Source organism: Streptomyces paradoxus (genome assembly GCF_014202475.1).
GTDB lineage: Bacteria > Actinomycetota > Actinomycetes > Streptomycetales > Streptomycetaceae > Streptomyces > Streptomyces paradoxus.
Map to the genome: position 1 here is coordinate 70,822 of NZ_JACHGV010000012.1, position 23,369 is coordinate 94,190.

Below are 23,369 nucleotides of genomic sequence, written 5' to 3' on the forward strand. Positions count from 1 at the left end.
CGGACGGAGCCGTCGGTGGCGGTCCTCCGGAGGTGCGCGGGGTGGTGCGGCTCGGGCCGCCGCAGGTCACCTGCACCTATGCGCGCGACACGCGGGAAACGGCCTGGATGTATGAGCCAATCCCCACATCTAGTGGTTGGATTGCGGCAGCAGCCCAGAAGTTGTGGTCCCCCGGGTCTCGAGGCTCATGGTCATCGCCTATGCTTGGGACTGCTTCGTGGGGCGCAAGAGGTCCGGCGAGGCTATTGAGTCTGCTGTGAGGAGGGTTGGGAGTTCATGCACTGCCCCTTCTGCAGGCACCCCGACAGTCGTGTCGTCGACAGCCGTACGACCGACGACGGCACGTCGATCCGCAGGCGCCGCCAGTGCCCTGACTGCTCCCGTCGTTTCACGACCGTGGAGACGTGTTCGCTCATGGTGGTGAAGCGGTCCGGAGTAACCGAGCCCTTCAGCCGTACGAAGATCATCAATGGTGTGCGCAAGGCGTGCCAAGGACGGCCCGTCACCGAGGACGCGCTGGCCCAGCTCGGCCAGCGGGTCGAGGAGGCGGTGCGAGCGACCGGAAGCGCCGAGCTGACCACCCACGACGTGGGGCTGGCCATACTCGGCCCGTTGCAGGAGCTCGACCTCGTCGCCTACCTGCGCTTCGCCTCCGTCTACCGGGCCTTCGACTCGCTGGACGACTTCGAGGCGGCCATCGAGGAACTCAGGGCGCGGCCGGGAGATCCCGGCACGGACGACGGAGACCGCGAGGACGCGGCTGCGGGGAGCCAGGAAGACAACCGCGGGCACGGAGGGGCGGAACAGGTCCCCGAGCCCGCAGGCGCCGCCGACTGACCGGTGGGCCGGACCCGGAAGGCAGCTCCGGGCCCGGCCGGGCGGCGGCGATGAAAGACCAGTTGCGGGCGATGTGAGTGGGTGCCCGCAGCACCAGACAGAACACCGTGCCACGGGAACAACGGGGCACTTCAGGGCGTTTTCGCCCGTACAGGGAGGCGGCATGACAGAGACGGCGAGCGGTCCGGCACGGAGTTCCCGCGCCAAGAGCCCCAAGGCGAGCAAGGGCCTGCGTGTCGAGCGCATCCACACCACCCCCGGGGTCCACCCCTATGACGAGGTGGCCTGGGAGCGTCGTGACGTCGTCATGACCAACTGGCGCGACGGCTCGGTCAACTTCGAGCAGCGCGGCGTCGAGTTCCCCGACTTCTGGTCGTTGAACGCGGTCAACATCGTCACCAGCAAGTACTTCCGCGGTGCCGTGGGCACCCCGCAGCGCGAGACCAGCCTCAAGCAGCTGATCGACCGCATCGTGAAGACGTACCGGAAGGCCGGCGAGGACCACAAGTACTTCGCCTCGCCCGCCGACGCCGAGATCTTCGAGCACGAGCTGGCCTACGCCCTCCTGCACCAGATCTTCAGCTTCAACAGCCCCGTGTGGTTCAACGTGGGTACGCCGCAGCCCCAGCAGGTCTCCGCCTGCTTCATCCTGTCCGTCGACGACTCCATGGAGTCGATCCTCGACTGGTACAAGGAAGAGGGCATGATCTTCAAGGGCGGCTCCGGCGCCGGCCTGAACCTCTCCCGGATCCGCTCCTCCAAGGAACTGCTGTCCTCCGGCGGCAACGCCTCCGGCCCGGTCTCCTTCATGCGCGGTGCCGACGCCTCCGCAGGAACGATCAAGTCCGGTGGCGCCACCCGCCGCGCCGCCAAGATGGTCGTCCTCGATGTGGACCACCCGGACATCGAGGACTTCATCGAGACCAAGGTCAAGGAAGAAGAGAAGATCCGCGTCCTGCGCGACGCCGGCTACGACATGGACCTGGGCGGCGACGACATCACGTCCGTCCAGTACCAGAACGCCAACAACTCGGTCCGGGTGAACGACGAGTTCATGCAGGCCGTCGAGCAGGGCGGCAAGTTCGGCCTGCGCGGGCGGATGACGGGCGAGGTGATCGAGGAGGTCGACGCCAAGGCGCTCTTCCGCCGGATCGCCGAGGCCGCATGGGCCTGCGCCGACCCCGGCATCCAGTACGACGGCGTCATCAACAACTGGCACACCTGCCCCGAGTCCGGCCGGATCACCGCGTCGAACCCGTGCAGCGAGTACATGCACCTGGACAACACGTCCTGCAACCTGGCCTCGCTGAACCTGATGAAGTTCCTGAAGGACGACGGCAAGGGCAACCAGTCCTTCGAGGCCGAGCGCTTCCAGAAGGTCGTCGAGCTGGTCATCACCGCGATGGACATCTCCATCTGCTTCGCGGACTTCCCGACGCAGAAGATCGGCGAGAACACGCGCGCGTTCCGCCAGCTCGGCATCGGCTACGCCAACCTCGGCGCCCTGCTGATGGCCACCGGCCACGCCTACGACTCCGACGGCGGCCGCGCCCTCGCCGGCGCCATCACCTCCCTGATGACGGGCACGGCGTACCGGCGCTCCGCCGAACTCGCCTCGGTCGTCGGCCCGTACGACGGCTACGCCCGCAACGCCGACGCCCACAAGCGCGTCATGAAGCAGCACTCGGACGCCAACGACAAGGCCGTCCGCATGGACGACCTGGACACCCCGGTGTGGGCCGCCGCCAGCGAGGCCTGGGGCGACGTGCTCCGCATCGGCGAGAAGAACGGTTTCCGTAACTCCCAGGCATCCGTGCTCGCCCCGACCGGCACCATCGGCCTGGCGATGTCCTGCGACACCACCGGTGTCGAGCCCGACCTCGCGCTGGTCAAGTTCAAGAAGCTGGTCGGCGGCGGCTCGATGCAGATCGTCAACGGCACCGTCCCGCAGGCCCTGCGCCGCCTGGGCTACCTGGAAGAGCAGATCGAGGCGATCGTCGCCCACATCGCCGAGAACGGCAACGTGATCGACGCCCCGGGCCTCAAGCCCGAGCACTACGAGGTGTTCGACTGCGCCATGGGCGAGCGGGCCATCTCCCCGATGGGCCACGTCCGCATGATGGCCGCGATCCAGCCGTGGATCTCCGGTGCCATCTCCAAGACGGTCAACATGCCGGAGTCGGCGACCGTCGAGGAGGTCGAGGAGATCTACTTCGAGGCCTGGAAGCTCGGCGTCAAGGCGCTCGCGATCTACCGCGACAACTGCAAGGTCGGCCAGCCCCTCTCCGCAAAGACCAAGGAGAAGGAGAAGACGGAGATCACCGAGAAGGCCGAGGAGACGATCCGAACCGCGGTCGAGAAGGTCGTCGAGTACCGCCCGGTCCGCAAGCGCCTGCCGAAGGGACGTCCCGGCATCACCACGTCCTTCACCGTCGGCGGTGCCGAGGGCTACATGACGGCCAACTCCTACCCGGACGACGGTCTCGGTGAGGTCTTCCTCAAGATGTCCAAGCAGGGCTCGACCCTCGCGGGCATGATGGACGCCTTCTCCATCGCGGTCTCCGTCGGCCTCCAGTACGGCGTGCCGCTGGAGACGTACGTCTCGAAGTTCACCAACATGCGCTTCGAGCCGGCCGGTATGACGGACGACCCGGACGTGCGGATGGCGCAGTCGATCGTCGACTACATCTTCCGCCGCCTGGCGCTGGACTTCCTGCCCTTCGAGACGCGCTCCGCGCTCGGCATCCACTCCGCCGAGGAGCGTCAGCGTCACCTGGAGACCGGGTCGTACGAGCCGTCCGAGGACGAGGTCGACGTCGAGGGCCTGGCCCAGTCGGCGCCGCGCGCCCAGGAGCTGAAGGCCGTCACCGCTCCGAGGACCGAGGAAGCGGCCAAGCCCGCCCCGCAGCAGGCCCATACCAGTGCCGAACTGGTGGAGATGCAGCTGGGTATCCAGGCCGACGCCCCGCTGTGCTTCTCCTGCGGGACGAAGATGCAGCGCGCCGGTTCCTGCTACATCTGCGAGGGCTGCGGCTCGACCAGCGGCTGCAGCTGACGACGAACACCTGAGCCGATGACGACAGGGGCACCGCCCGCGGGCGGTGCCCCTGTCGTTTGCTGCCTGCCTCGTCGGTGGCGAGCTCAGGGTCGCTGGGCCGCACCCATCGTGCTGATGAAGTCCACGGGATCGCCCTCGAAACCACGCAGGCCGGAGCGGAAGTCCCACGGGCCGGAACCTTCCCGGGTGAACTCCGCGACCGTCGCCGCCGTCGCCCCGAGGACACCCCCGAAGTCGTCCTCCGTGAGGACGGTGTACCCCTCGCGGATACGCAATCCGGGGTTGCTCACACTGACGAAGGTGCGCTCCGCCGGGCGCTGCTGGATGACGACACCGACCACCACGCGCGCGTACCGGACGTCGAGCCGGTCGAGTTCCAGTGTCATGACTTCGTCGTAGCCGAAGCCCTGGCCGTCCTTGCTGTCCCGGTTGAGCGTGATGGTGCCGTCGGGCGAGCGGCTGTCGAAGTGCACCACGTACGCGGGGGCGCCGTGCGGATCGTCCGCCAGGTAGGTCGCCGCGACCAGGTCCAGGTCGGTGGACGGCTGTCCCGCCGGGCTGGGATCCCACCGCACCGCGATCTCGACCTTGCGAAGCCCCTTGCTGAGCCCGTCCACCAGAGTCCCCTTCCCCGTACCGACCGTCCGTCGGACCCAACTGCCGGGCCCTCATGAGCGTTTGTCCATCCTGCCACGCGTGTGGGTGCGCGCGTGGGGGAGTGGTCCACCCGAGAGTGACCGACGCCACGCTCTGTGGCCTTACCATGGCGCGGTGCTGGTCAAGTGGATTCGCTGCACCGTGGTGGACCGCCGCGGTTTCGAGCGGGGGCAGCGGAAGTGGGCGGGGCTTCTGGGGGAGCCGGGGTTTCGCGGGCAGGGGGGTGGCTGGAGCCGGGGACGGCCGGACGTGGCGCACATCTTCGCGTTCTGGGAGACCCGCGCCTTCTACGACTCCTTCATGGCGCGGTCCCACGACCGGCTCGCGTCGGCCCAGGCGGGCACGTTCAAGGACGCCCAGGTGAGGCTCTTCGACTATCGCTTCGACGTGAAGACCGGTTTCGAACCGCGCTTCACCGACGCCGACCTGCTCCGGGTGGCGCTCTGCCGCATCCACGAGGAGCGGGCCGAGCACTTCGTGCTGATGCAGGAGAAGGTCTGGAACCCGGCGATGGCGGGCTCGCCCGGCATGGTGCGAGGGCTGTTCGGTGAGGCACCGGGGAACGAGTTCCTGGTGCTGTCGATGTGGCGCTCGGCCGCCGAGCACGGCAAGTACCGCACCGAACGCGTGGAGCGGCTCGCCCTGAGGGCCCAGACGGAGGCGGACGTGGCTGCGCTCACCGGGGACGTCGTCGACATGGAGTCGAGCTGGACGGTCTGAGTCCGCGCCGCGGGGTGGTGCGCTCCGGATGGTGCGGGCTGGTGGCCGGTTGGACGCGGCACACGGTGCGATGGTGTGCCGCCGAGGGGTGCGGACGGAGCCGTTCCGGTCGGACGGACGTACGACCGGTGTGACCTGTGGTGCATGAATCGTGTGACCTACGCTGTATGGGTGCGGCAGGAGTGCTCCGTCGGCCCTCACCCGATCTAGGGTCTTGGCATGGCACGACCACGGCGCATCGTCCTTGTCCGGCACGGCGAGTCAACGGGCAATGTTGATGACTCCGTCTACGAGCGTGAGCCCGACCACGCCCTGGCCCTGACCCAGCGCGGTAGGCGGCAGGCCGAGGCGACGGGTGAGCAGCTGCGCGAGCTCTTCGGTGACGAGCGCGTCAGCGTGTACGTCTCCCCCTACCGGCGTACGCACGAGACCTTGCGCGCGTTCCACCTCGACCCCGGACACATACGGGTGCGCGAGGAACCCCGGCTGCGCGAGCAGGACTGGGGCAACTGGCAGGACCGGGACGAGGTCCGCCTGCAGAAGGCCTACCGGGACGCGTACGGCCACTTCTTCTACCGCTTCGCCCAGGGCGAGTCCGGCGCCGACGTCTACGACCGGGTCGGTGGCTTCCTGGAGAGTCTCTTCCGCAGCTTCGAGGACCCCGACCACCCGCCGAACGTCCTCATCGTCACCCACGGCCTGGCCATGCGGCTCTTCTGCATGCGGTGGTTCCACTGGACGGTGTCGGAGTTCGAGTCGCTGTCGAACCCTGGGAACGGCGAGGTGCGGATGCTCGTTCTGGGGGACGACGGCAAGTACACCCTCGACCGGCCGTTCGATCGTTGGCGAGATCCCGAGCCGTACGGGATCACCGGATAGAGTGGCAGGGCGATGACCGCTGATTCCTCCCCCGACGTGCGCCTGGACCGCGCCCTGGCCTGCCTGCGCGGACTGTCCGTCGGGGACGCCCTGGGCTCCCAGTACTTCGTGCCGGTGAACTACCCGCTGCTGAAGCGCCGCGAGGTGCCGTCCGGGACCTGGCAGTGGACGGACGACACGGAGATGGCCGGCTCGGTCGTCGCCGTCCTGGCCGCCCACCACCGCATCGACCAGGACGCCCTGGCCCGCTCCTTCGCCGAGCACCACGACTTCGACCGGGGTTACGGCCCTGCGGTCAACCGCCTGCTGCGTCTCGTCCGGGAGGGTGGCGACTGGCGGGAACTCGCCGCGGCACTCTTCAAGGGGCAGGGCTCCTGGGGCAACGGCGCGGCGATGCGGATCGCCCCGCTGGGCGCCTGGTACGCGGACGACCCGGAACAGGCGACGCACCAGGCGGAGATCTCGGCGTACACCACCCATCAGCACCGTGAGGGCGTAGTCGGGGCCATGGCCGTCGCCGCGGCAGCCGCGTTCGCCGCCGCCCCCGACGGACCGCCCGGCCCTGTTGCCCTCCTCGACGGGGTCATCGACCTGGTGCCCAAGAGCGCCGTGGGAGCGGGACTTCGCCGGGCCCGGGACATGCTCGACTACGGCGACCCCGGGACGGTCGCCGCCGTGCTGGGCTGTGGGCGGCGCACGACCGCCCACGACACCGTGCCCTTCGCCCTCTGGTCGGCCGCGAGGAGTCTCGGCGACTATGAGCAGGCGTTCTGGACGACCGCGCAGGCGGGCGGGGATGTCGACACCACGTGTGCCATCGTCGGCGGCGTGATCGCCGCGGGTAAGGCGGGGGCACCGCCCACCGAGTGGGTCGAGCGGACGGAACCGCTTCCGTCCTGGGTGCCCACGTCGGTCTGACGACCGGGGCTCTCCACCTTTTCAGAAACTCTATGTGCCCCTCGGGAACTCTCCGTGACCGGCCGCCCGTTCTCCTGACAACCGCTGACAACCGCTGACAACCGCTGACAACCGCTGACAACCGCTGACAACCGCTGACATCCGCTGCGCGAGCTGTCGGAGCCCGTGCAGGCAGCGAGCGTGAAGGGGGTGGCAGGTGGTCACGGAGGTTCTGCTCGCCGTTCTGGTCCGCTGGTGGAGCGATGTCGTCCGCTGTGCGGGACGGGCACGGGTGGCCGTGCTGCCGCCCTCACTGCTGGTCCCCTTGATGCAGCCCGGCCGGCCGCCGTCGGCCGCGAACCGGCCCGGTACCCGTCGGCGGATCTGCTTCGTGCCCGCCGATAAGACGCCGGCGCCGGTACGCGGCACTGTTGCGTCAGCCGAGCCCCGGTCCGGCCGAGCCGGAGAGTGCTTCCAGGTCGCTCTTGCGGACCCGGATCACCAGCCAGGCCGTGGCCAGGGCGAGTACGGCCATCGCTGCGGCGGGGATGAAGGCCGCAGAGATGCCCTGGGCCAGCACCTCGTGCCCCCACGGCGCGGGCAGCTGCTGCGTCCTGGCGAACTCCGCCTTCTGCTCCGTGGACGCGTCGGCCATGAACCGCGGAAGCTGCTTCTCCGCCTCGTCCTTGGTGGCCGTGCCGAAGACCGTCGTCAGGATGGACAGACCCAGCGCTCCGCCCACCTGCTGTGTCGTGTTGAGCAGCCCGGACGCGGCGCCCGCCTCGTGCGGAGCGACACCGGAGACGGCGGTGAGCGTGAGCGTGACGAAGTTCAGACCCATGCCGAAGCCGAACACCAGCATCGGACCGAGGACCCCGCCGACGTACGTGCTGTCGGGGCTGATGAGCGCCTGCCAGGCCAGTCCGATCATCGCGAGCGCGGAGCCCACGACCATGAAGGGTTTGGGGCCCAGCACCGGCAGGAATCGCTGCGACAGACCCGCGCCGAGGGCGATCACGACCGTCACGGGCAGGAAGGCCAGCCCGGCCTCGATCGGGCTGTACCCGAGCACGTTCTGCACGAACAGCACGATGTAGAAGAACATGCCGAACATCGCCGCGGCCAGGCTCAGCATGATCACGTACGTGCCCGAGCGGTTGCGGTCGGCGAACATCCGCAGCGGGGTGATCGGCTCCTTGGCCCGGGACTCGATGATCCCGAAGGCCAGCAGCAGCACCACAGCGGCTGCGAAGGACCCGATGGTGAGGCTGTCCCGCCAACCCTCGTCCGCAGAGCGGATGAAGCCGTAGACGAGGGACGCCATGCCCGCGGTCGAGGTCACCGCACCCGCGATGTCGAAGCGGCCGGTGTGACGTTCGGACTCGCTGATGTAGAGCGGAGTGAGCACGGCTATCAGTACGCCGATGGGCACGTTCACGAAGAGCACCCAGCGCCAGTCGAGCCACTCGGTGAGCATGCCGCCCGCGAGCAGGCCGATGGCTCCACCGCCCGCCGAGACCGCGGCGAAGACACCGAAGGCCCGGTTGCGTTCCGGGCCCTCGGGGAACGTGGTGGTGATGAGCGCCAGCGAGGTGGGCGAGGCGATCGCGCCTCCCACGCCCTGAAGGACCCGGGCGGCCAGCAACTGCCAGGGCTCCTGGGCCAGCCCGCCCAGCAGCGAGGCGAAGGTGAACAGCAGGATGCCGGTCATGAAGACCCGGCGCCGTCCGAGGATGTCACCGGCGCGGCCGCCGAGGAGCAGCAGGCCGCCGAAGGTGAGGGTGTAGGAGCTGACCACCCAGGTGAGGTCGGTGGTGCTGAACTTGAGCGCGTCTTGAATATGCGGGAGTGCGATGTTCACAATCGTCGCGTCGAGTACCACCATGAGCTGGCAGGCCGCGATGACGGTGAGTGCGATGCCGGGATGTCCCTCCCGGCGTGCCGCACCTGGCTTCTGATCTTGGAGCAACGGAGAGGTTGTCACCATGGGTCCCCCACGAGTGCGTTAGTGAACGCTGGCGTTCACTGCCGCGTCAACGGTAGTGAGTCCCCGACAGTGAACGCAAGCGTTCACTTACGACGGCGTCGTGCGGCACGTCCCCCTTGCGTGGCCGTCCGACGCATCCCCATCCCCGGAATGCCCGCTTCCTCTGCTCGTTGGAGAGAGTCAGATGGTTACCCCCAGCTGGGCGGACGCCCCCGCTCAGACGGCCGCCCGCCGCCGCGGCGCGGTACTCGAACGCGCCATCCTCGACGCCGCGCTCGACCAGCTCAGCACAGTCGGCTGGAACGGTCTGACGATGGAGGGCGTCGCCGCCGGCGCCCAGACCGGCAAGGCCGCGGTCTACCGGCGCTGGCCGTCCAAGGAGGACCTTGTCGCCGACGCCCTGCGTGCCGGGCTGCCGCAGTTCGACGCCACCCCGGACGAAGGAGGCGTACGCGAGGACCTCTTGGCGCTGTGCTTGCGAGCCCGGGACGCCATGTTCTCCCGCCCTGGTTTCGCACTTCGCTCGGTGATTCACGAGTGCGATACGGCGCAGGCCGAACGCTTCCATGGCGTGATCTTCGAGGGGGTTGTGGAGCCCACCATGAGGATGGTGCGGGAGGTCGTCGAGCGGGGGATCGGGCGAGGTGAGGTGCGTCCCGAGGCCGCGAACGGCTATGTCTTCGACGCCATACCGGCGATGATGATGTATCGCTCGAAAATGTGCGGCTGTGAATGGCAGGATCGTGAAGTCGAGGAGATGATCGACCAGTTGATGGTTCCGCTACTGCGGCCGCACGGTTCCTGAGGCAGCCGCCACCGGGTCCGCCGCCGGGGCCGGACGGTGCCCGGCGCTCCGGTCGGCCGATGCCTGACCGGGTTGCTCACGTGCCGCGGCGGACCGGGGTGTCGCGGGCGGTTCCATGCGGCGTAATGTAGGGGCGCCATGCCGTACGAACCGCCTACTCACACCGTCGAGCGCTCCCTTCGAGCCACGACCGGAGCGAAGATCGTTGCAGGTGTCGACGAGGTGGGGCGCGGCGCGTGGGCCGGTCCCGTCACCGTCTGCGCGGCGATCACCGGACTGCGCCGTCCCCCCGAGGGGCTCACGGACTCGAAGCTGCTCACCATCAAGCGACGTACCGTCCTGGCCAAGGAACTGCGGACCTGGGTGACGTCGTACGCGCTGGGGCATGCCTCCCCGGAGGAGATAGACGCCCTGGGGATGACGGCCGCGCTGCGGCTCGCGGCGGGGCGTGCGCTGGACGCACTGCCCGTCCGCCCCGACGCCGTCATCCTCGACGGCAAGCACGACTACCTCGGTGCGCCCTGGCGGGTCCGTACGGTGATCAAGGGTGACCAGTCCTGCGTGGCGGTCGCAGCGGCCTCGGTGATCGCCAAGGTCCAGCGCGACAAAATGATGGCCGAACTGGGTATCGACCATGCAGACTTCGGTTTTGCGGACAACGCCGGGTATCCATCGCCCGTGCACAAGGCCGCACTGGCGGAGCGGGGCCCCACCCCCTACCACCGGTTGTCGTGGGCGTATCTTGATGCGCTGCCCCAGTGGCGGCACCTCAAGAAGGTCCGCACCTGGGTGGACGGAAGTGTTCCGGAGATCGAGGGTCAGCTCGGCTTCGATTTCTGACGGTTTCGTTCGCACACATGCGCCACCCGCCGACGCGGGTCGTACCAACGTTTGATAAAAATCAACTCATGCCTCTCATTCCCGAGGAGCCTCAGATTCACGAGAGTGCCCAGGGTCCCCGCGCCACGCCGGCCAGCGGCCGCACCGCGCCGACCCCCCGTCCCGTACCAGGCCCCCGTCCTGCGGCTCCGTCGCGTCCCGGTCGCCCCGGCCCTCTCCGGCCGGCGCCGCCGGTACAACGTACGCCGCGCGACGTGGCCGCCAAGCCCGCTCCGTCGGGTCCCACCGCCGGTGCCGCCGCTCCGGTCACCCCGCAGATCCAGCTGATTCCGGCTTCCGTGGAGGGGGCGCTCGACGCCGCCGAGGAAGCAGTGGACCTGCTGCTGGACTCCGGTCGTGCCCCCGGCGACGTGCTGGTGATCACGACCGGGGAGCAGCACCCGTGGGCCGCCCACGAGCTGTCCTTCGGTGAGACTTCCTACTGGGCCCAGCACGACGCCGGTGATGACGTCTTCTACACGGATGTCACCATCGCGGCCCGTGCGGCGTCGCGTCCGGTGGTCGTGGTCGCCGTCAACGGCGGTCCCGAGGACGCAGCCGCGAGTGCCCTGTCCGCGGCCCACTCCCGAGCCGGCGCCCTGCTGATCGTCTGCGGCGACCCGCAGCGGATCAACTCGGTGCTGGGCGCGGGTGTTTGAGCCGATGCCGCGGCGCCCGGTAGGGCGCTGGGGGTGACTTCAGGCGCCGCTGCGGCGGCGCCGCACGGCGGGCGGTTCACCGTGCCAGGAGGGCGGGAGACCGTGCCTTGGTGAGGCTTGACGGTCGGGGGAGTGCTTTCCGCTGCTGTGGGAGACCGCCGTGCTGTTCGGTCAGGGCGGGGCTCAGGAGCCGGTTCCGGCTGCCCTCCCGGCAATCGTCGTGTGCCGCGCGAGGGGCAGGGTCGGCCGGACGACAGCCCGGATCGGGGCGGAGTGGTCCGCCCGGCGATCAGCGTGCCGCCGCTGCGCGGCGCAGTACCTCGGAGGCGCCGCCGGTGCGCGGTATGGGTGGCGGTGCCTCCGATGTGGCGAACGGCTCCGGTGCCGAGGCCGAATGGGGGCGGCGTCCGCCGCGTCCCTCGCCGAGGACCTGCCAGCCGTCACGGGTCAGCGTGATGTACGCCCCGCAGCGCAGCCCGTGCAGGGTGCACGCGTCGCGCAGCCCCCACATCCACGCGCCGTCCTCCTCCGTCCAACGCGCGTCGCCCTCACGGCAGTAGAGCAGTACCGCGGTGCGTACCGGCGTGCGGCGGCGCAGGTCGTGCGGGATGACCCGGCGCAACTGCGCGAGGAGCGCGTTGCGGAACATCCAGCCGTCGGCCGGGGCCGGACGGCGCACGAACGAGGCGCTCGCCCGCAGCCGCTCGTCCGGGTCGAGCACGGCGACGACAGCGGTCGCGGGCTGCGGGTGGTGACGAGCGTGCAGTCCGCTGACGATCTCACGAGGGTTGCGCAGGAGTGGGATCCCGGCGGCGGCCCATTCCGCGGGTTCGAGCAAGCGGTTGGCGGAAGCGGCGGACGTCGACGCCGCTGCCGAGGCCGGAGCGAATCCGAAGGTCACGGTCCTCCCTTCGGCTACGCGCCCACACTGCGGGCGGGGTCGGATTCCTGGGAGCGCGCACCGCAGCGGAGCCCTACCGGAGCGGCCGGCGAGCCGTGCGGGAGCAGACCTCAATTCTTCCTGTCGAACTTGAATGCGGCAACGAGCAATTGAGGCAGCCGACCCTTATCAGATGATGCGCGGCTAATATCCCCACCGTCTGTGTCGCCGGACCACCCATGGGGCGTTCGAGCACGACACGTTCGTACGTCATGGGGGTGTGCGGCGTCCAGAGGCGTGCGCCGGGGCAGTCGCCCCGACCCGGGGTTCGCCGTCAGCCCTGCACGGCCAGCACCAGCGGCAACACCCCTTGCGCGCCGGAGCGTCGGAGCATGCGCGCCGCGACCGCGAGGGTCCAGCCGGTCTCCGTGTAGTCGTCCACGAGGAGGACCGGGCCCTGGGCTCCGGCGAGGGCGGAGGCGAGGGCGGGCGGCACGGTCAGAGCCCCGTCGAGTGCCTTCAGCCGCTGGGCGCTGTTACTTCGGGAGCCCGAGTGCGCGTCGCCCGTGTACTCGACGCTGCCGAGCAGCGGCAACCGTCCGATTTCGGCGATGCGGGCCCCGAGGGAGCCGATCAGCTGCGGTCGCGTGCGCGAGGCGACGGTGACGACGCCGGCCGGGCGAGGCCCGGCCTCCGGTGCGCCTGGGGCCCAGCCGCCGGGGCCCCTGGCCCAGTCGGCCAGGACGTCCACCACGGCCTTCGCCACGTCGTCGGGCACGGGCCCGTCCGGGGCCTGGGGCGCGAACATGGGCCGCAGCCGGTTGCCCCACCCGATGTCCGACAGCCGTCCCAGCGCGCGTCCCGACGCGGCCTGTTCGCCGGCCGGGATGCGTCCCTTGAGATCCACCCCGATCGCCGGCAGCCCGGTGGGCCACATGCGGCGGGGCTCCACTTCGACGCCTGCCCGGCCGAGGTCCACACGCGCGGCGTCGAGCGCCTCGTCGGAGGTGTCGGCGGTGAAGCGCGGACCGGCGCAGTTGTCGCAGCGACCGCAGGGTTTGGCGGCCTCGTCGTCCAGCTGGCGCTGCAGGAACTCCATACGGCATTCGACTGTCGACGCGTACGCGCGCATGGCCTGCTGCTCGGCGTCGCGCTGGCGTGCCACCCACGCGTACCGCTCGGCGTCATAGGTCCATGGCTGCCCGGTCGCGATCCAGCCGCCCTTGACGCGCTTGACCGCCCCGTCCACGTCGAGGACCTTGAGCATGGTCTCCAGGCGTGAGCGGCGCAGCTCCACCAGGGGCTCCAGGGCGGGCAGCGACAGGGGCCTCCCGGCGTGCGCGAGGATGTCGAGTGTGCGGCGCACCAGGTCTTCCGAGGGGAAGGCGAGCGACGCGAAGTACTTCCAGATCGCCTCGTCCTCCTTGCCCGGGAGTAGGAGCACCTCGGCATGCTTCACGCCTCGTCCCGCGCGGCCCACCTGCTGGTAGTAGGCGATCGGGGAGGAGGGGGAACCCAGGTGCACCACGAATCCCAGGTCGGGCTTGTCGAAGCCCATACCGAGCGCTGATGTGGCGACCAGCGCCTTCACCTTGTTGCCGAGCAGATCCTCCTCGGCCTGCTGACGGTCGGCGTTCTCCGTCTTGCCCGTGTACGACGCGACCGTGTGCCCCCGCTGTCGCAGGAAGGCGGTGACCTCCTCGGCGGCGGCCACGGTGAGGGTGTAGATGATTCCGGACCCCGGCAGTTCGTCCAGGTGCTCGGCGAGCCAGGCCATGCGGTGCGCCGCGTCCGGCAGTCGCAGGACGCTCAGGCTCAGGCTGTCCCGGTCCAGCGGACCCCGGAGCACGAGGGCGTCCGAGCCGCCGCCGGTGCCGAGCTGTTCCGCGACGTCGGCAGTCACGCGCGCGTTGGCCGTGGCGGTGGTCGCGAGCACCGGAACACCGGCTGGGAGATCGGCGAGCATGGTGCGCAGCCGGCGGTAGTCCGGCCGGAAATCGTGGCCCCAGTCGGAGATGCAGTGGGCCTCGTCCACCACCAGGAGCCCGGTGGCGGCCGCGAGGCGGGGCAGCACCTGGTCCCGGAAGTCCGGGTTGTTGAGCCGTTCGGGGCTCACCAGCAGGACGTCCACCTCGCCCGTGGCGATCTCGTCCTGAACGGCGTCCCACTCCTCGGTGTTGGAGGAGTTGATGGTGCGGGCGTGGATGCCGGCCCGAGCCGCCGCCTCGACCTGGTTCCGCATGAGCGCGAGCAGCGGGGACACGATCACGGTCGGGCCGCTGCCCCGGGCCCGTAGCAGCGAGGTCGCCACGAAGTAGACAGCGGACTTGCCCCAGCCCGTGCGCTGGACGACCAGGGCACGGCGTCTGTCGGCGACCAGCGCCTCGATCGCCCGCCACTGGTCCTCGCGCAGCCGGGCCTCTCCCGAGACGTCCCCGACGAGACGGGCGAGGACCGTGTCGGCCGCCGCCCGGAGTTCCGCGTTGCTCGTGTGCTCCATGCGTTCCATACAACAGGACTGCACTGACATCCGGAGCGGCGCACCGAGACCTGTGGACGCACCGGCCTCGGCTGACGTGTTCCTGATCGGACTTATCCACAGGGTCAAGCGGAGGTTTGGGTTCCGCGAGATCGTCTTCGCATGACGAATCACAGCGAAACGACCGGATCCCCCGAGAACGGCGACATCACCGGGCCCGAAGCGCAGGGCGGGCGGAAGAAAGGTGAACAGGAGAAGAAAGCGAGCGACGCGTCCCCGATGCACGCCTCCAGCCTCGCCTACGACAGTCACGGCGGCGAGCACCAGGTCACCCTGCGCACTCCGGCCGAACTGGCCGACGCCCTGCCGTACCTGCTCGGATACCGCCCCGAGGACAGCATCGTCCTGGTCGCTCTGCACGACAGCGACGGGCGCGGGCGGTTCGGAGGCCGTGCCCGTCTCGGTATCCCTGCGAACGCGGAGGACTGGCCATCCGCGGCCCGGCAGCTGTCCCACGGTCTCGTGACGGGCAGCGAGCGCCGAGGCGCGCGGCCCGAGTCGATGGTCGCCTTCCTGTGCCAGGAACCGGAGAAGGGTCAGACCGGCCGGCAGGTGATGGAGCGGCTGAGGCCCCTGGCCCAGAGGCTTCGCGTCGAGTGCGGGTCCCTTGACGTGGTGGTCGTCGAGGCCCTGTGCATCTCGGAGGGCCGTTACTGGTCGTACTGCTGTGACAACGCGACATGCTGCTCCCCCGAAGGAGCAGCCATGGGCCTGCCCGGCACCTCCGTGCTGGCCGCTGCGGCCACCTACGCCGGTATCCAGGTGCGCGGCACACTGCGGGAGCTCCGAGCCAGGCTGCTGCCCTGGGAGAACTCCGCGGCCCTTGAGCAGGAGGCCGCCCTGGACACCGCCAGCATGGCGCTGGTGCCGAAGATCCTGGACGACACGGGCCGTGCCGCAGTGGCCGACGAGACGCTGGAACTGGCCGGGCGGATCCTGGACCGCTTCGCCGAGGCACAGCCCGTGACCGGCATGCTCCTGTCGGACCTCCGCGACGACGAACTGCTCGGGCACGACGAGGCAGCCCGGCTGATCCTCGGCCTCCAGGACCGGGCGACCCGCGACCGCGCGGCCGAGTGGATGGAGGGCGACGAAGCCGGACGCGCCCTTCGCCTCTGGCGGACACTGGCTCGGCGCTGCGTCGGGCCCTACGGAGAGCATGCCGCTGCGCCGCTCACCCTCGCCGGCTGGGTCGCCTGGTCCACCGGTGACGAACTGGAGGCTCGCGAAGCCCTCGCCATGGCCCTGGGCGCCGATCCCGACTACCTCTTCGCCCGACTGCTGCACCAGGCCTGCAACGAAGGTCTCGACCCGGAGTCGATCCGCAGCTGCCTGCGAGCGGAGCGGAAAGGCCGTGGGTCCGTGATGGCCGAGCTTCTGGAAACACGGACGGACGGTGACGAGTCCGACGGACGCGAGACGACCGCGGCGCGCGAGGCCGAGCCACACGACAGGCCCTCACCGGCAGCGATGCCCTCACGCCGTCGCCGCTCCCTTCCTGTCGGCACCACCGGCTCAGCCTCCGGCCGTACCGGCGCGGAAGACCGTGACACGGGCGCCCGGACTCCCCGGCGGCGTCCACACACGGGCACCACACACCCTGCCGGGTTCACCGAGACCGGCCCTCGCCCGGGCCGTGCGGCAAGGGCGAGTGCCGCGCGACCCGGCAGCGTGCGATCGGGCGGCAGGCGTGCGCGCACGTCGAAGAAGACAGCGATGCCCTGCCGGAACACGGGCCAGGAAGGTCTGCAGCCCGGCCAAGGCGAGGACGGCGAGGAGTGAGCCTTCGCCGGGAGGCTTGGAGGTTCATGGGGGCGGGCTCACGGCGTGACCCGGAGGACGGTCCCGCCGTTCACCTGAGTGGCGGAACGGCCGGACGGGCCATGACGCCGCACCGCCCCTGCCCCGTCGGATCCCTTCGGCACCGGCGCCGATCCCGATCGAGGCGCACCGAGCGCAGAGGAAGCCATCCGATGCAACAGCCGACTCCGCCCTCCGCCGCCGACGACCGCCGACCCCAAGGTGGCCCACCTGCACCTCTCGGATCGGGTCTCGGCCCGCCGGGGGCGGGGGCGGGGGCGCCGGCGGCAGGGGACCAGGTCGTCTCTCCGCGGTCGGCGGATCGTCTGGACGGATACGGGCCGAGGTTCCCCGGCGGCATGTCATACCCCTCTGCACCCACCGGACCCGATTCGCGCCCGCCCTCGTCGCCCGGACAGGGCCGATCCTCTCCCCGATGGACGGGCCAGCACCGTCGGCCTGGTGCGGGGCCGGGGTATGTCTCAGGCGCACCGCCTTTTGCCCAGGGACGCACTCCCTCACCCGGGGGGCCACCGTCTGCGCCCCCGCCACGGGGCGCCACGATCCCCGGACTGCGCTGGTCCGCCGACCTGCCCCCCGCCCACGCCGCGATGATCTGCGTCGCCCTTCCCGGCCTCGCCATCTCGACCCAGGAGGGGCAGCTGACCGGCCGAGGACTGGAGGGGTTCTACCGGGCCGGCCGGCGCGTGCTCTCCCGGTGCGAGATCCGCGTCGCCGGGCGGGAACCCCTCGCGGTACAGGCCCGGATGGCCTCGGCCGACCGCGCCAGGTTCGTGGGCACCCTCCGCGCATCACCCCAGGCAGGCCCGGACCCGGACGTGATCGTGGAACGCAACCGCTTCGCGGACGGCACGGAGCGGATCACCTTGCACAGCGCGGCTTCCCGCCCCCTGCGGCTGCCGGTCGAGATCGTCCTGGGCACGGACCTCGCCGATCTCGGAGCGATCGCCTCCGGGAGCGCAGGGCCCGAACTCCCCGCCAGTGTGCACGGCTCCGGCCTGCGCTGGTCCTGCGCCACCGGCAACGCGTCCGTCACTGCCGAACCGCCTCCCTCGGACGCTCTTGCCTCGACCGGGCTGCTGCGGTGGGAGCTCGACCTGCCACCCGGCGGCAGCAGAACCGTCGAACTGCGGGTTCGGCCGGACGGCGCAGGGCCCCTCCGAGCCGTGGGACGGGCGGCGACCAGCCCACTGGCCGCCGCGCATGCCGAGGGCGACGACCTGAGGGTCCCCGCCCTCCTGCGGACGAGCATCCAGGACCTCCAAGCCCTGCTCCTGCGTGACTCCGCGAACCCCGCCGACACCCACCTCGCGGCCGGAGCGCCCTGGCGCTGCGGCCTGGCCCCCGCCGACGCGCTGGTCGCCGCCCGGATGGCCCTGCCGCTCGGCACCGGCCTCGCCGCGGGAACATTGAGGGTCCTCGCGCGGACCCAACTTCCCGGCCCCGGAGCGCAGTCCGGAATGATCCCGGGCCCCAGACGGGACGCCGGGCCGCACCTTCCGCCGCAGTGCACTGGAACAGAGGCCACCCTGCTCTTCCCCGCCCTGCTCGCCGAGGCCCGCCGCTGGGGTCTCCCCGACCAGGAGACGGAAGAACTGCTGCCTGCCGCCGAGCGCTGTCTGGCCTGGCTGCGGACCACCGTGGGCGACGGCCCGTACCTGCGGGATGCGAACCGGGGCGGGCCCGTCCGCTGCGAGACACAGGCCCACGCCCACCGTGCCGCGCTGCTCGGCGCCGACCTCCTCGACGCTTGCGGCCGGGAGGGGGGAGCGGCACTCCGGCAGTGGGCGCAAACCCTGCGGACCGCATTCCGAGGGGACTTCTGGATCGAGGACCGCGGGGGCGGGCGGCCCGCGGCAGCCCTAAGGCCGGACGGCAGCCTGGTGCCCCACCTGGGCGCGGCCGCCGTGCATCTCCTCGACACGGGACTGCTGGGTGGAGGCGAGTCGGCACCCGGCCTGCTCGACAAAGTCCGGACCGAGCACCTCGCCCGGCTGCTCGGCAGCCCCGTCATGGACTCCGGGTGGGGCTTGCGCGGACTGCGCTCGAAGGAACCGGGATTCAACCCGTTCGGCCACCGCGCAGGAGCCGTACGCATCCAGGAGACGGCACTCGCCGTAGCCGGGCTGGCCGCCGCCGGCTATGAGAAGGAAGCGAGCTCTCTTCTGCGTGGCGTACTCGCGGCTGCCGAGACCTTCTCCTACCGGCTGCCCGAGATGTACGCGGGGGAGCAGCGTACGGAAGGGGGCGCTCCGCTCCCGCACCCGGCCGCCTGCCGCCCCGCAGCCACAGCGGCGGCGGCTGGAGTCCTGCTGCTGACCACCCTTGCCGGCATCCGCCCCGACGCTCCGGCCGGGACGGTCACCCTGCGTCCCGTGCGCAGTTCTCCCCTCGGGGAGATCGGCTTCACGGGGCTGCGCGTGGCGGGCGCTCCGTTCTCCGTACGGGTCAGCCGGCTGGGACTCGCCATGGTGGAGGAGGCGGCCGATGAGCTGCAACTGGGGGTGTGACGTGCGACGACGTGCCATTTCGGGACCGGAGGGCAGACGGTGCGGTCCCTGCCGGACCGAAGTGGATCAGTAAGCGACGGGACTGGCGAAGGGAGTGTTTATCGTCAGGCAGACGACTATGATCGCCGCATGCCCTACGACCCGTCAGCGTTTCCTCCCTTCGCCGTCACCGTGGACCTGGTCGTGCTGACCGTGCGCCGCCATGCCCTGTGTGCGCTGGCGGTACGCAGGGGTGAGCCGCCGTTCCAGGGGCGTTGGGCGCTGCCCGGCGGTTTCGTACGGGCCGATGAAGACCTGGCGCAGGCCGCGGCACGCGAGCTGGCCGAGGAGACCGGCCTGCGCGTCCACGACCCGTCCGTCCCGGCGCAGGACAACGGAGCGCATCTGGAGCAGCTCGCCACCTACGGAGATCCCAAGCGGGACCCCAGGATGCGGGTCGTCAGCGTCGCGCACCTAGCTCTCGCCCCAGATCTGCCCGCGCCGAGAGCAGGCGGGGACGCCAGCAACGCGCGGTGGGCCCCGGTCGAGGAACTGCTGCAGCAGGGCGGCTACGGGCGTGACGCCGAGCCGGTCGCGCCCCTCGCCTTCGACCACGCGCAGATCCTCGCGGACGGAGTGGAGCGGGCCCGCTCCAAGATCGAGTACTCGTCGCTGGCCACCGCCTTCTGCCCGCCCGAGTTCACCGTCGGGGAACTGCGCCGCGTCTACGAGGCGGTGTGGGGCGTGGCGCTCGACCCGCGCAACTTCCACCGCAAGGTCACGGGCACACCCGGGTTCCTCGTTCCCACCGGTGGGACGACCACCCGCCAGGGCGGACGCCCGGCCCAGCTCTTCCGCGCCGGTGGCGCGACGCTGCTCAACCCTCCGATGCTGCGCCCCGAGGTGTGAGCGGAGGGCCGGGGGCGTGCAGTGCCGGGCCCGGAACCCGACCCGCCCACAGCGCGGTCACGGTGGGGGGGTGTGCCTGAGGAAGGCCTTGCGGTGCCCGAAAAAACGGACATAGCGCGCTATCTTGCTGCGGGTGATCCAGGCCTTCGGACTGACCAGCAACCCCCGCAAAGAGCTTCCGCCCGCAGCCGACGACGTCTCCTTCGAGGCACGGGCGGGCCGCGTCACCGCGCTGCTCGGAGCGCCGGGCGCCGGCAAGACGACGGTTCTCAGACTCATGCTCGAACTGCAACAGGGTCGAGGCATCACCCACTTCCGGGGTCGCCCCCTGCACCGCATCGCCCATCCCTCACGTGAGGTCGGCGTCCTGCTGGGTGACGTGCCGGGGCACCCCGCCCGCACGGTCCGCGGTCACCTGCGCATGTTGTGCGCTGCCGCCGGGGTCCCGGTCAGGCGTGCCGATGAAGTCCTCGAAGCGGTCGGGCTCGTGAGCCTGCGCGACGAACGCCTCGGCACCCTCTCCCGCGGCATGGACCGCCGCCTGGGCCTGGCCTGCGTCCTCCTGGCCGATCCGCACACTCTCGTCCTCGACGATCCGGCCGGCGGGCTGTCCACTCGCGAGAGCACCTGGCTGCACGGCATGTTGCGCGCCCACGCAGTGCAGGGCGGCACGGTTCTGTTCACCACGGCCGACCCCAAGGAGGCCGCACGCACCGCCGATCGCGTGGTCACCCTGGAAAAGGGCAGGCTCGTGGCCGATCAGGAGGTCGCGGAGTTCTCGCGCACCCGCCTCCGCCCCCGTGTCGCCGTACGCAGTCCGCATGCGGCCCGTCTGGCGGCTCTTCTGGCCAAGCAGGCCCGAACCTCGCAGCGCTCCGTCGAGGTCGTCCGAGAGGGCGGCAACCGCCTTTCGGTGTACGGCGGTACCTGCGCGGACATCGGCGAGATCGCCTTCCGCCACGGCATCGTGGTTCACCAACTCGCGGACGAGATCGGCGACATGGGGCCCGGTGCGGGCTTCCCTGCGGCAAGTGGGACGCGTGACCCAAGCCTCGCCGCATCAGGGCATGTCACCGGCACGCACCGGACGGGCCGTGCATCCCGGCCCGCGGAAGCGGCATCGTCTCTCGACCCGTCGAGACCGTTCGTGACCGATCCCACGGCCCTCACGGCCGAGTCGCGGCCCACGCTTGAGCCGGGATCTTTGTCGGGCGCCCCAGAGGAAGGCGCACCAGAACAAAGCGTGGACACCTCCTCGACCAGCCAGTCGAACGACGGCCCTCTGGCGGAGGCCGCCGTCCCTCTCCCGCCCCGAACGCTGCTCTCTACCAGCACCCGCACCGTTCGCACGCTCAACGCGCTGCCCCCTCTGCCACCCCCCATCTCCGTCCGCCCCGCGCCGAGCCCCCTCCGACCCCTCCGCTACGAAATCCGCCGTGCCGCCGGGATCGGCACGGGGTTCCTGACCGGGGCCGTCGTACTCGCCGTGTCCGCGGTGACCGCCGTCGTGCTCGCACGCATCGGCCACACCCCTCAGCCGCGCCTGCTGGCCGCATGGCCGCGGGAACTGCCCCTGCCGCCCGCCGCGCTCGGCGCGGGACTGCTCGGTGCGCTGGCCTTCGGCGACGAGTTCCGCCATCCCGCCCTGGCGGCGGACCGCGGCACCGTGCCCCGCCGGCTGGGGCTGCTGGCCGCCAAACTGCTCGTCTCCTCGGCCACCGCGGTATTGCTGGCCGTCCTGACCATCGGCTGCGACGCCGAAGTGCTCTATCTCGTGTACGGACGGGAGCTCGCCGAGGTTCCCGCCGACTGGCTGCCCATGAGTGCGAGTTGGATCGGACTCGTGGTCGGCTGCGCCTGGGCCGGCGTGCTCGCCGCAGGTGTCTTCCGGTCCACCACCGCCGGACTGGCCGCCGTGGCCGCCGTCCCCATCCTCGTCGTACCCCTCGTGCATCAGCTCGTGAACGGACCGTCCGTGCGAACCGCGGCCGGACTGCCCATGCGACTGCGAGAGGCTCTCCTGCCGCGATGGCCCTTCGGGGGAGAGCGCTACCTGGAGGCCGCGCTCAAGGTGATCTCCCAACCCGTGGGCGGGGCCCTGACGTTGTCGCTGACCGCGCTGCTCTGCGCGTATCTGCTCACCGGCCTGCGCAGCCGCTTCCGGTGACGACTGTCCGTAACGCTTGATCCGGCCATGCCCACAACTCCCCGCAGAACGCCCATTTCTTTCCGATAAGGCGTCAATTGCGACGGGGTGAGCGATCACCCTTTCGTGTGCTTTTCACCAAAGACCTCAAGGGAGTTGGAGGCGGGGCCGACAAAGGATGCGTGAGTACCCTTGCGCACACCATGATGACCGCCGCCCGCTCCGCTGATTCCGGCCTCGCGAGCCCGGGCGAACTCGACCGCTACCCGTACGCCGAGGCGCCCGCCGTCGACCGCGTCGGGGTCCCTGCCTGGGACGGCGGGGACCCCGAGCTGGGCCGTGTCGGCCGGCGCGCCGCGGGCAGCCGCGGACGCGGGCTGCACGGCCAACTCGTCCAGCAGCTCGGTCAGATGATCGTCTCCGGCGACCTGGGTGCCGACCGCCCGCTGGTGCCCGAGGAGATCGGCCAGCGCTTCGAGGTCTCCCGCACCGTCGTCCGCGAGTCGCTCCGCGTCCTGGAGGCCAAGGGCCTGGTGAGCGCCCGTCCGAACGTCGGCACGCGCGTGCGCCCCGTCAGCGACTGGAACCTCCTCGACCCGGACATCATCGAGTGGCGGGCCTTCGGGCCGCAGCGCGACGACCAGCGCCGCGAGCTGAGCGAGCTGCGGTGGACGATGGAGCCGCTCGCCGCCCGCCTCGCGGCCGGGCACGGGCGCGAGGACGTCCAGCAGCGCCTTGCGGACATGGTCGAGATCATGGGGCACGCGATGGCCCAGGGTGATGCGCTCACCTTCTCCCGCGCCGACTCGGAGTTCCACTCGCTGCTCATCCAGGTCGCGGGCAACCGCATGCTGGAGCACCTCTCCGGCATCGTGTCCGCGGCCCTTCAGGTCTCGGGCGGCCCGGTCACGGGCTGTGACCGGCCGAACGAGGCGTCCCTGGCGCACCACGGCCGTATCTGTGACGCCCTCGCCACCGGCGACGGGGCGGCGGCCGAGGCGGCCATGCGCCAACTCCTCACGGTCCATCCCGAGGTGGAACGGGTCGTGCCCGCCCCGCGCGAGCACTGACCGAGTTCCGCGGGCGGCGCGGCCGGGTGTGCCACCCCCCTCCTGTGGCAGTGCCTGATCGGTGATCCGCCTCCCGTCGGACCTCGTGGGATCCCAGTGATCCTGCGGGGTCCGACGGCGCGAAGGGGTCGTGGTTC

General features: G+C 70.7%; 17 protein-coding genes. 13 read left to right on the top strand and 4 right to left on the bottom strand.

Features of this window, described 5'->3' with window-relative positions:
* Positions 1–276 precede the first annotated feature (276 nt).
* Together nrdR and HNR57_RS31765 are read left to right on the top strand one after the other, a co-directional pair.
* Entirely contained in the window at positions 277–837 is a 561-nt protein-coding gene (gene nrdR / locus HNR57_RS31760; protein WP_184565503.1) for a transcriptional regulator NrdR, read from the top strand.
* Between the two features lie 163 nt (positions 838–1,000).
* Positions 1,001–3,892 (top strand): vitamin B12-dependent ribonucleotide reductase, encoded by a 2,892-nt coding sequence (locus HNR57_RS31765; RefSeq protein ID WP_184565505.1) that lies wholly within the window; start codon positions 1,001–1,003, stop codon positions 3,890–3,892.
* A gap of 86 nt (positions 3,893–3,978) precedes the next feature.
* Here HNR57_RS31765 and HNR57_RS31770 read toward each other — a convergent pair whose 3' ends face one another.
* Entirely contained in the window at positions 3,979–4,512 is a 534-nt protein-coding gene (locus HNR57_RS31770; RefSeq protein WP_184565507.1) for a TerD family protein, read from the bottom strand.
* A 154-nt stretch (positions 4,513–4,666) separates the two neighbouring features.
* Here HNR57_RS31770 and HNR57_RS31775 point away from each other — a divergent pair, with 154 nt between their 5' ends.
* The 3 genes from HNR57_RS31775 to HNR57_RS31785 all read left to right on the top strand — a co-directional run bounded on the left by HNR57_RS31775 (position 4,667) and on the right by HNR57_RS31785 (position 7,069).
* Positions 4,667–5,272, top strand: coding sequence for a YdbC family protein (locus HNR57_RS31775; protein ID WP_184565509.1), 606 nt, complete (start codon positions 4,667–4,669; stop codon positions 5,270–5,272).
* Positions 5,273–5,491: 219 nt separating this feature from the next.
* A complete protein-coding gene (locus HNR57_RS31780) occupies positions 5,492–6,151 on the top strand; it encodes a histidine phosphatase family protein (RefSeq protein ID WP_184565511.1) in 660 nt (219 codons plus the stop codon).
* A gap of 12 nt (positions 6,152–6,163) precedes the next feature.
* The gene (locus tag HNR57_RS31785) at positions 6,164–7,069 is read left to right on the top strand and encodes an ADP-ribosylglycohydrolase family protein (RefSeq protein ID WP_184565513.1); all 906 of its coding nucleotides are present in this window, start codon (positions 6,164–6,166) and stop codon (positions 7,067–7,069) included.
* A gap of 415 nt (positions 7,070–7,484) precedes the next feature.
* On the opposite strand, the gene HNR57_RS31790 is transcribed toward HNR57_RS31785, so the two are convergent.
* Positions 7,485–9,032: an MFS transporter gene (locus HNR57_RS31790; RefSeq protein ID WP_184565675.1), complete on the bottom strand. Its 1,548-nt coding sequence runs from the start codon at positions 9,030–9,032 to the stop codon at positions 7,485–7,487.
* Positions 9,033–9,219: 187 nt separating this feature from the next.
* Between HNR57_RS31790 and HNR57_RS31795 the strand changes: the two genes are divergently transcribed.
* The 3 genes from HNR57_RS31795 (at position 9,220) to HNR57_RS31805 (ending at position 11,378) form a co-directional block, all read left to right on the top strand.
* Positions 9,220–9,840, top strand: a complete 621-nt coding sequence (locus HNR57_RS31795) for a TetR/AcrR family transcriptional regulator (RefSeq protein ID WP_184565515.1) — start codon at positions 9,220–9,222, stop codon at positions 9,838–9,840.
* A 138-nt stretch (positions 9,841–9,978) separates the two neighbouring features.
* The gene (gene rnhB / locus HNR57_RS31800) at positions 9,979–10,680 is read left to right on the top strand and encodes a ribonuclease HII (RefSeq protein WP_184565517.1); all 702 of its coding nucleotides are present in this window, start codon (positions 9,979–9,981) and stop codon (positions 10,678–10,680) included.
* Positions 10,681–10,748: 68 nt separating this feature from the next.
* Entirely contained in the window at positions 10,749–11,378 is a 630-nt protein-coding gene (locus HNR57_RS31805) for a hypothetical protein (protein ID WP_184565519.1), read from the top strand.
* A gap of 289 nt (positions 11,379–11,667) precedes the next feature.
* On the opposite strand, the gene HNR57_RS31810 is transcribed toward HNR57_RS31805, so the two are convergent.
* Together HNR57_RS31810 and HNR57_RS31815 are read right to left on the bottom strand one after the other, a co-directional pair.
* Positions 11,668–12,279: a hypothetical protein gene (locus tag HNR57_RS31810; RefSeq protein ID WP_107459927.1), complete on the bottom strand. Its 612-nt coding sequence runs from the start codon at positions 12,277–12,279 to the stop codon at positions 11,668–11,670.
* Positions 12,280–12,592: 313 nt separating this feature from the next.
* Positions 12,593–14,758 carry a RecQ family ATP-dependent DNA helicase gene (locus HNR57_RS31815; RefSeq protein WP_184565521.1) on the bottom strand — a complete coding sequence of 722 codons (2,166 nt, stop codon included), beginning with the start codon at positions 14,756–14,758 and terminating at the stop codon, positions 12,593–12,595.
* Between the two features lie 141 nt (positions 14,759–14,899).
* Here HNR57_RS31815 and HNR57_RS31820 point away from each other — a divergent pair, with 141 nt between their 5' ends.
* The 5 genes from HNR57_RS31820 (at position 14,900) to HNR57_RS31840 (ending at position 23,232) form a co-directional block, all read left to right on the top strand.
* Positions 14,900–16,579 carry a DUF4192 domain-containing protein gene (locus tag HNR57_RS31820; RefSeq protein WP_184565523.1) on the top strand — a complete coding sequence of 560 codons (1,680 nt, stop codon included), beginning with the start codon at positions 14,900–14,902 and terminating at the stop codon, positions 16,577–16,579.
* 629 nt (positions 16,580–17,208) lie between these two features.
* Positions 17,209–19,128, top strand: coding sequence for a glycogen debranching N-terminal domain-containing protein (locus tag HNR57_RS31825; RefSeq protein WP_184565525.1), 1,920 nt, complete (start codon positions 17,209–17,211; stop codon positions 19,126–19,128).
* A 129-nt stretch (positions 19,129–19,257) separates the two neighbouring features.
* Entirely contained in the window at positions 19,258–20,016 is a 759-nt protein-coding gene (locus HNR57_RS31830; RefSeq protein WP_031116901.1) for an NUDIX hydrolase, read from the top strand.
* Positions 20,017–20,149: 133 nt separating this feature from the next.
* Positions 20,150–22,183: an ABC transporter ATP-binding protein gene (locus HNR57_RS31835; RefSeq protein WP_184565527.1), complete on the top strand. Its 2,034-nt coding sequence runs from the start codon at positions 20,150–20,152 to the stop codon at positions 22,181–22,183.
* A 161-nt stretch (positions 22,184–22,344) separates the two neighbouring features.
* The gene (locus HNR57_RS31840; RefSeq protein ID WP_184565529.1) at positions 22,345–23,232 is read left to right on the top strand and encodes a FadR/GntR family transcriptional regulator; all 888 of its coding nucleotides are present in this window, start codon (positions 22,345–22,347) and stop codon (positions 23,230–23,232) included.
* Positions 23,233–23,369 lie beyond the last annotated feature (137 nt).

Coding starts and splice junctions, on each gene's coding strand:
- rnhB (WP_184565517.1), top strand. CDS start 9,979: ATGCCGTACGAACCGCCTACTCACACCGTCGAGCGCTCCCTTCGAGCC.
- HNR57_RS31820 (WP_184565523.1), top strand. CDS start 14,900: ATGACGAATCACAGCGAAACGACCGGATCCCCCGAGAACGGCGACATC.
- nrdR (WP_184565503.1), top strand. CDS start 277: ATGCACTGCCCCTTCTGCAGGCACCCCGACAGTCGTGTCGTCGACAGC.
- HNR57_RS31805 (WP_184565519.1), top strand. CDS start 10,749: ATGCCTCTCATTCCCGAGGAGCCTCAGATTCACGAGAGTGCCCAGGGT.
- HNR57_RS31795 (WP_184565515.1), top strand. CDS start 9,220: ATGGTTACCCCCAGCTGGGCGGACGCCCCCGCTCAGACGGCCGCCCGC.
- HNR57_RS31830 (WP_031116901.1), top strand. CDS start 19,258: ATGCCCTACGACCCGTCAGCGTTTCCTCCCTTCGCCGTCACCGTGGAC.
- HNR57_RS31780 (WP_184565511.1), top strand. CDS start 5,492: ATGGCACGACCACGGCGCATCGTCCTTGTCCGGCACGGCGAGTCAACG.
- HNR57_RS31825 (WP_184565525.1), top strand. CDS start 17,209: ATGATCTGCGTCGCCCTTCCCGGCCTCGCCATCTCGACCCAGGAGGGG.
- HNR57_RS31785 (WP_184565513.1), top strand. CDS start 6,164: ATGACCGCTGATTCCTCCCCCGACGTGCGCCTGGACCGCGCCCTGGCC.
- HNR57_RS31815 (WP_184565521.1), bottom strand. CDS start 14,758: ATGGAGCACACGAGCAACGCGGAACTCCGGGCGGCGGCCGACACGGTC.
- HNR57_RS31765 (WP_184565505.1), top strand. CDS start 1,001: ATGACAGAGACGGCGAGCGGTCCGGCACGGAGTTCCCGCGCCAAGAGC.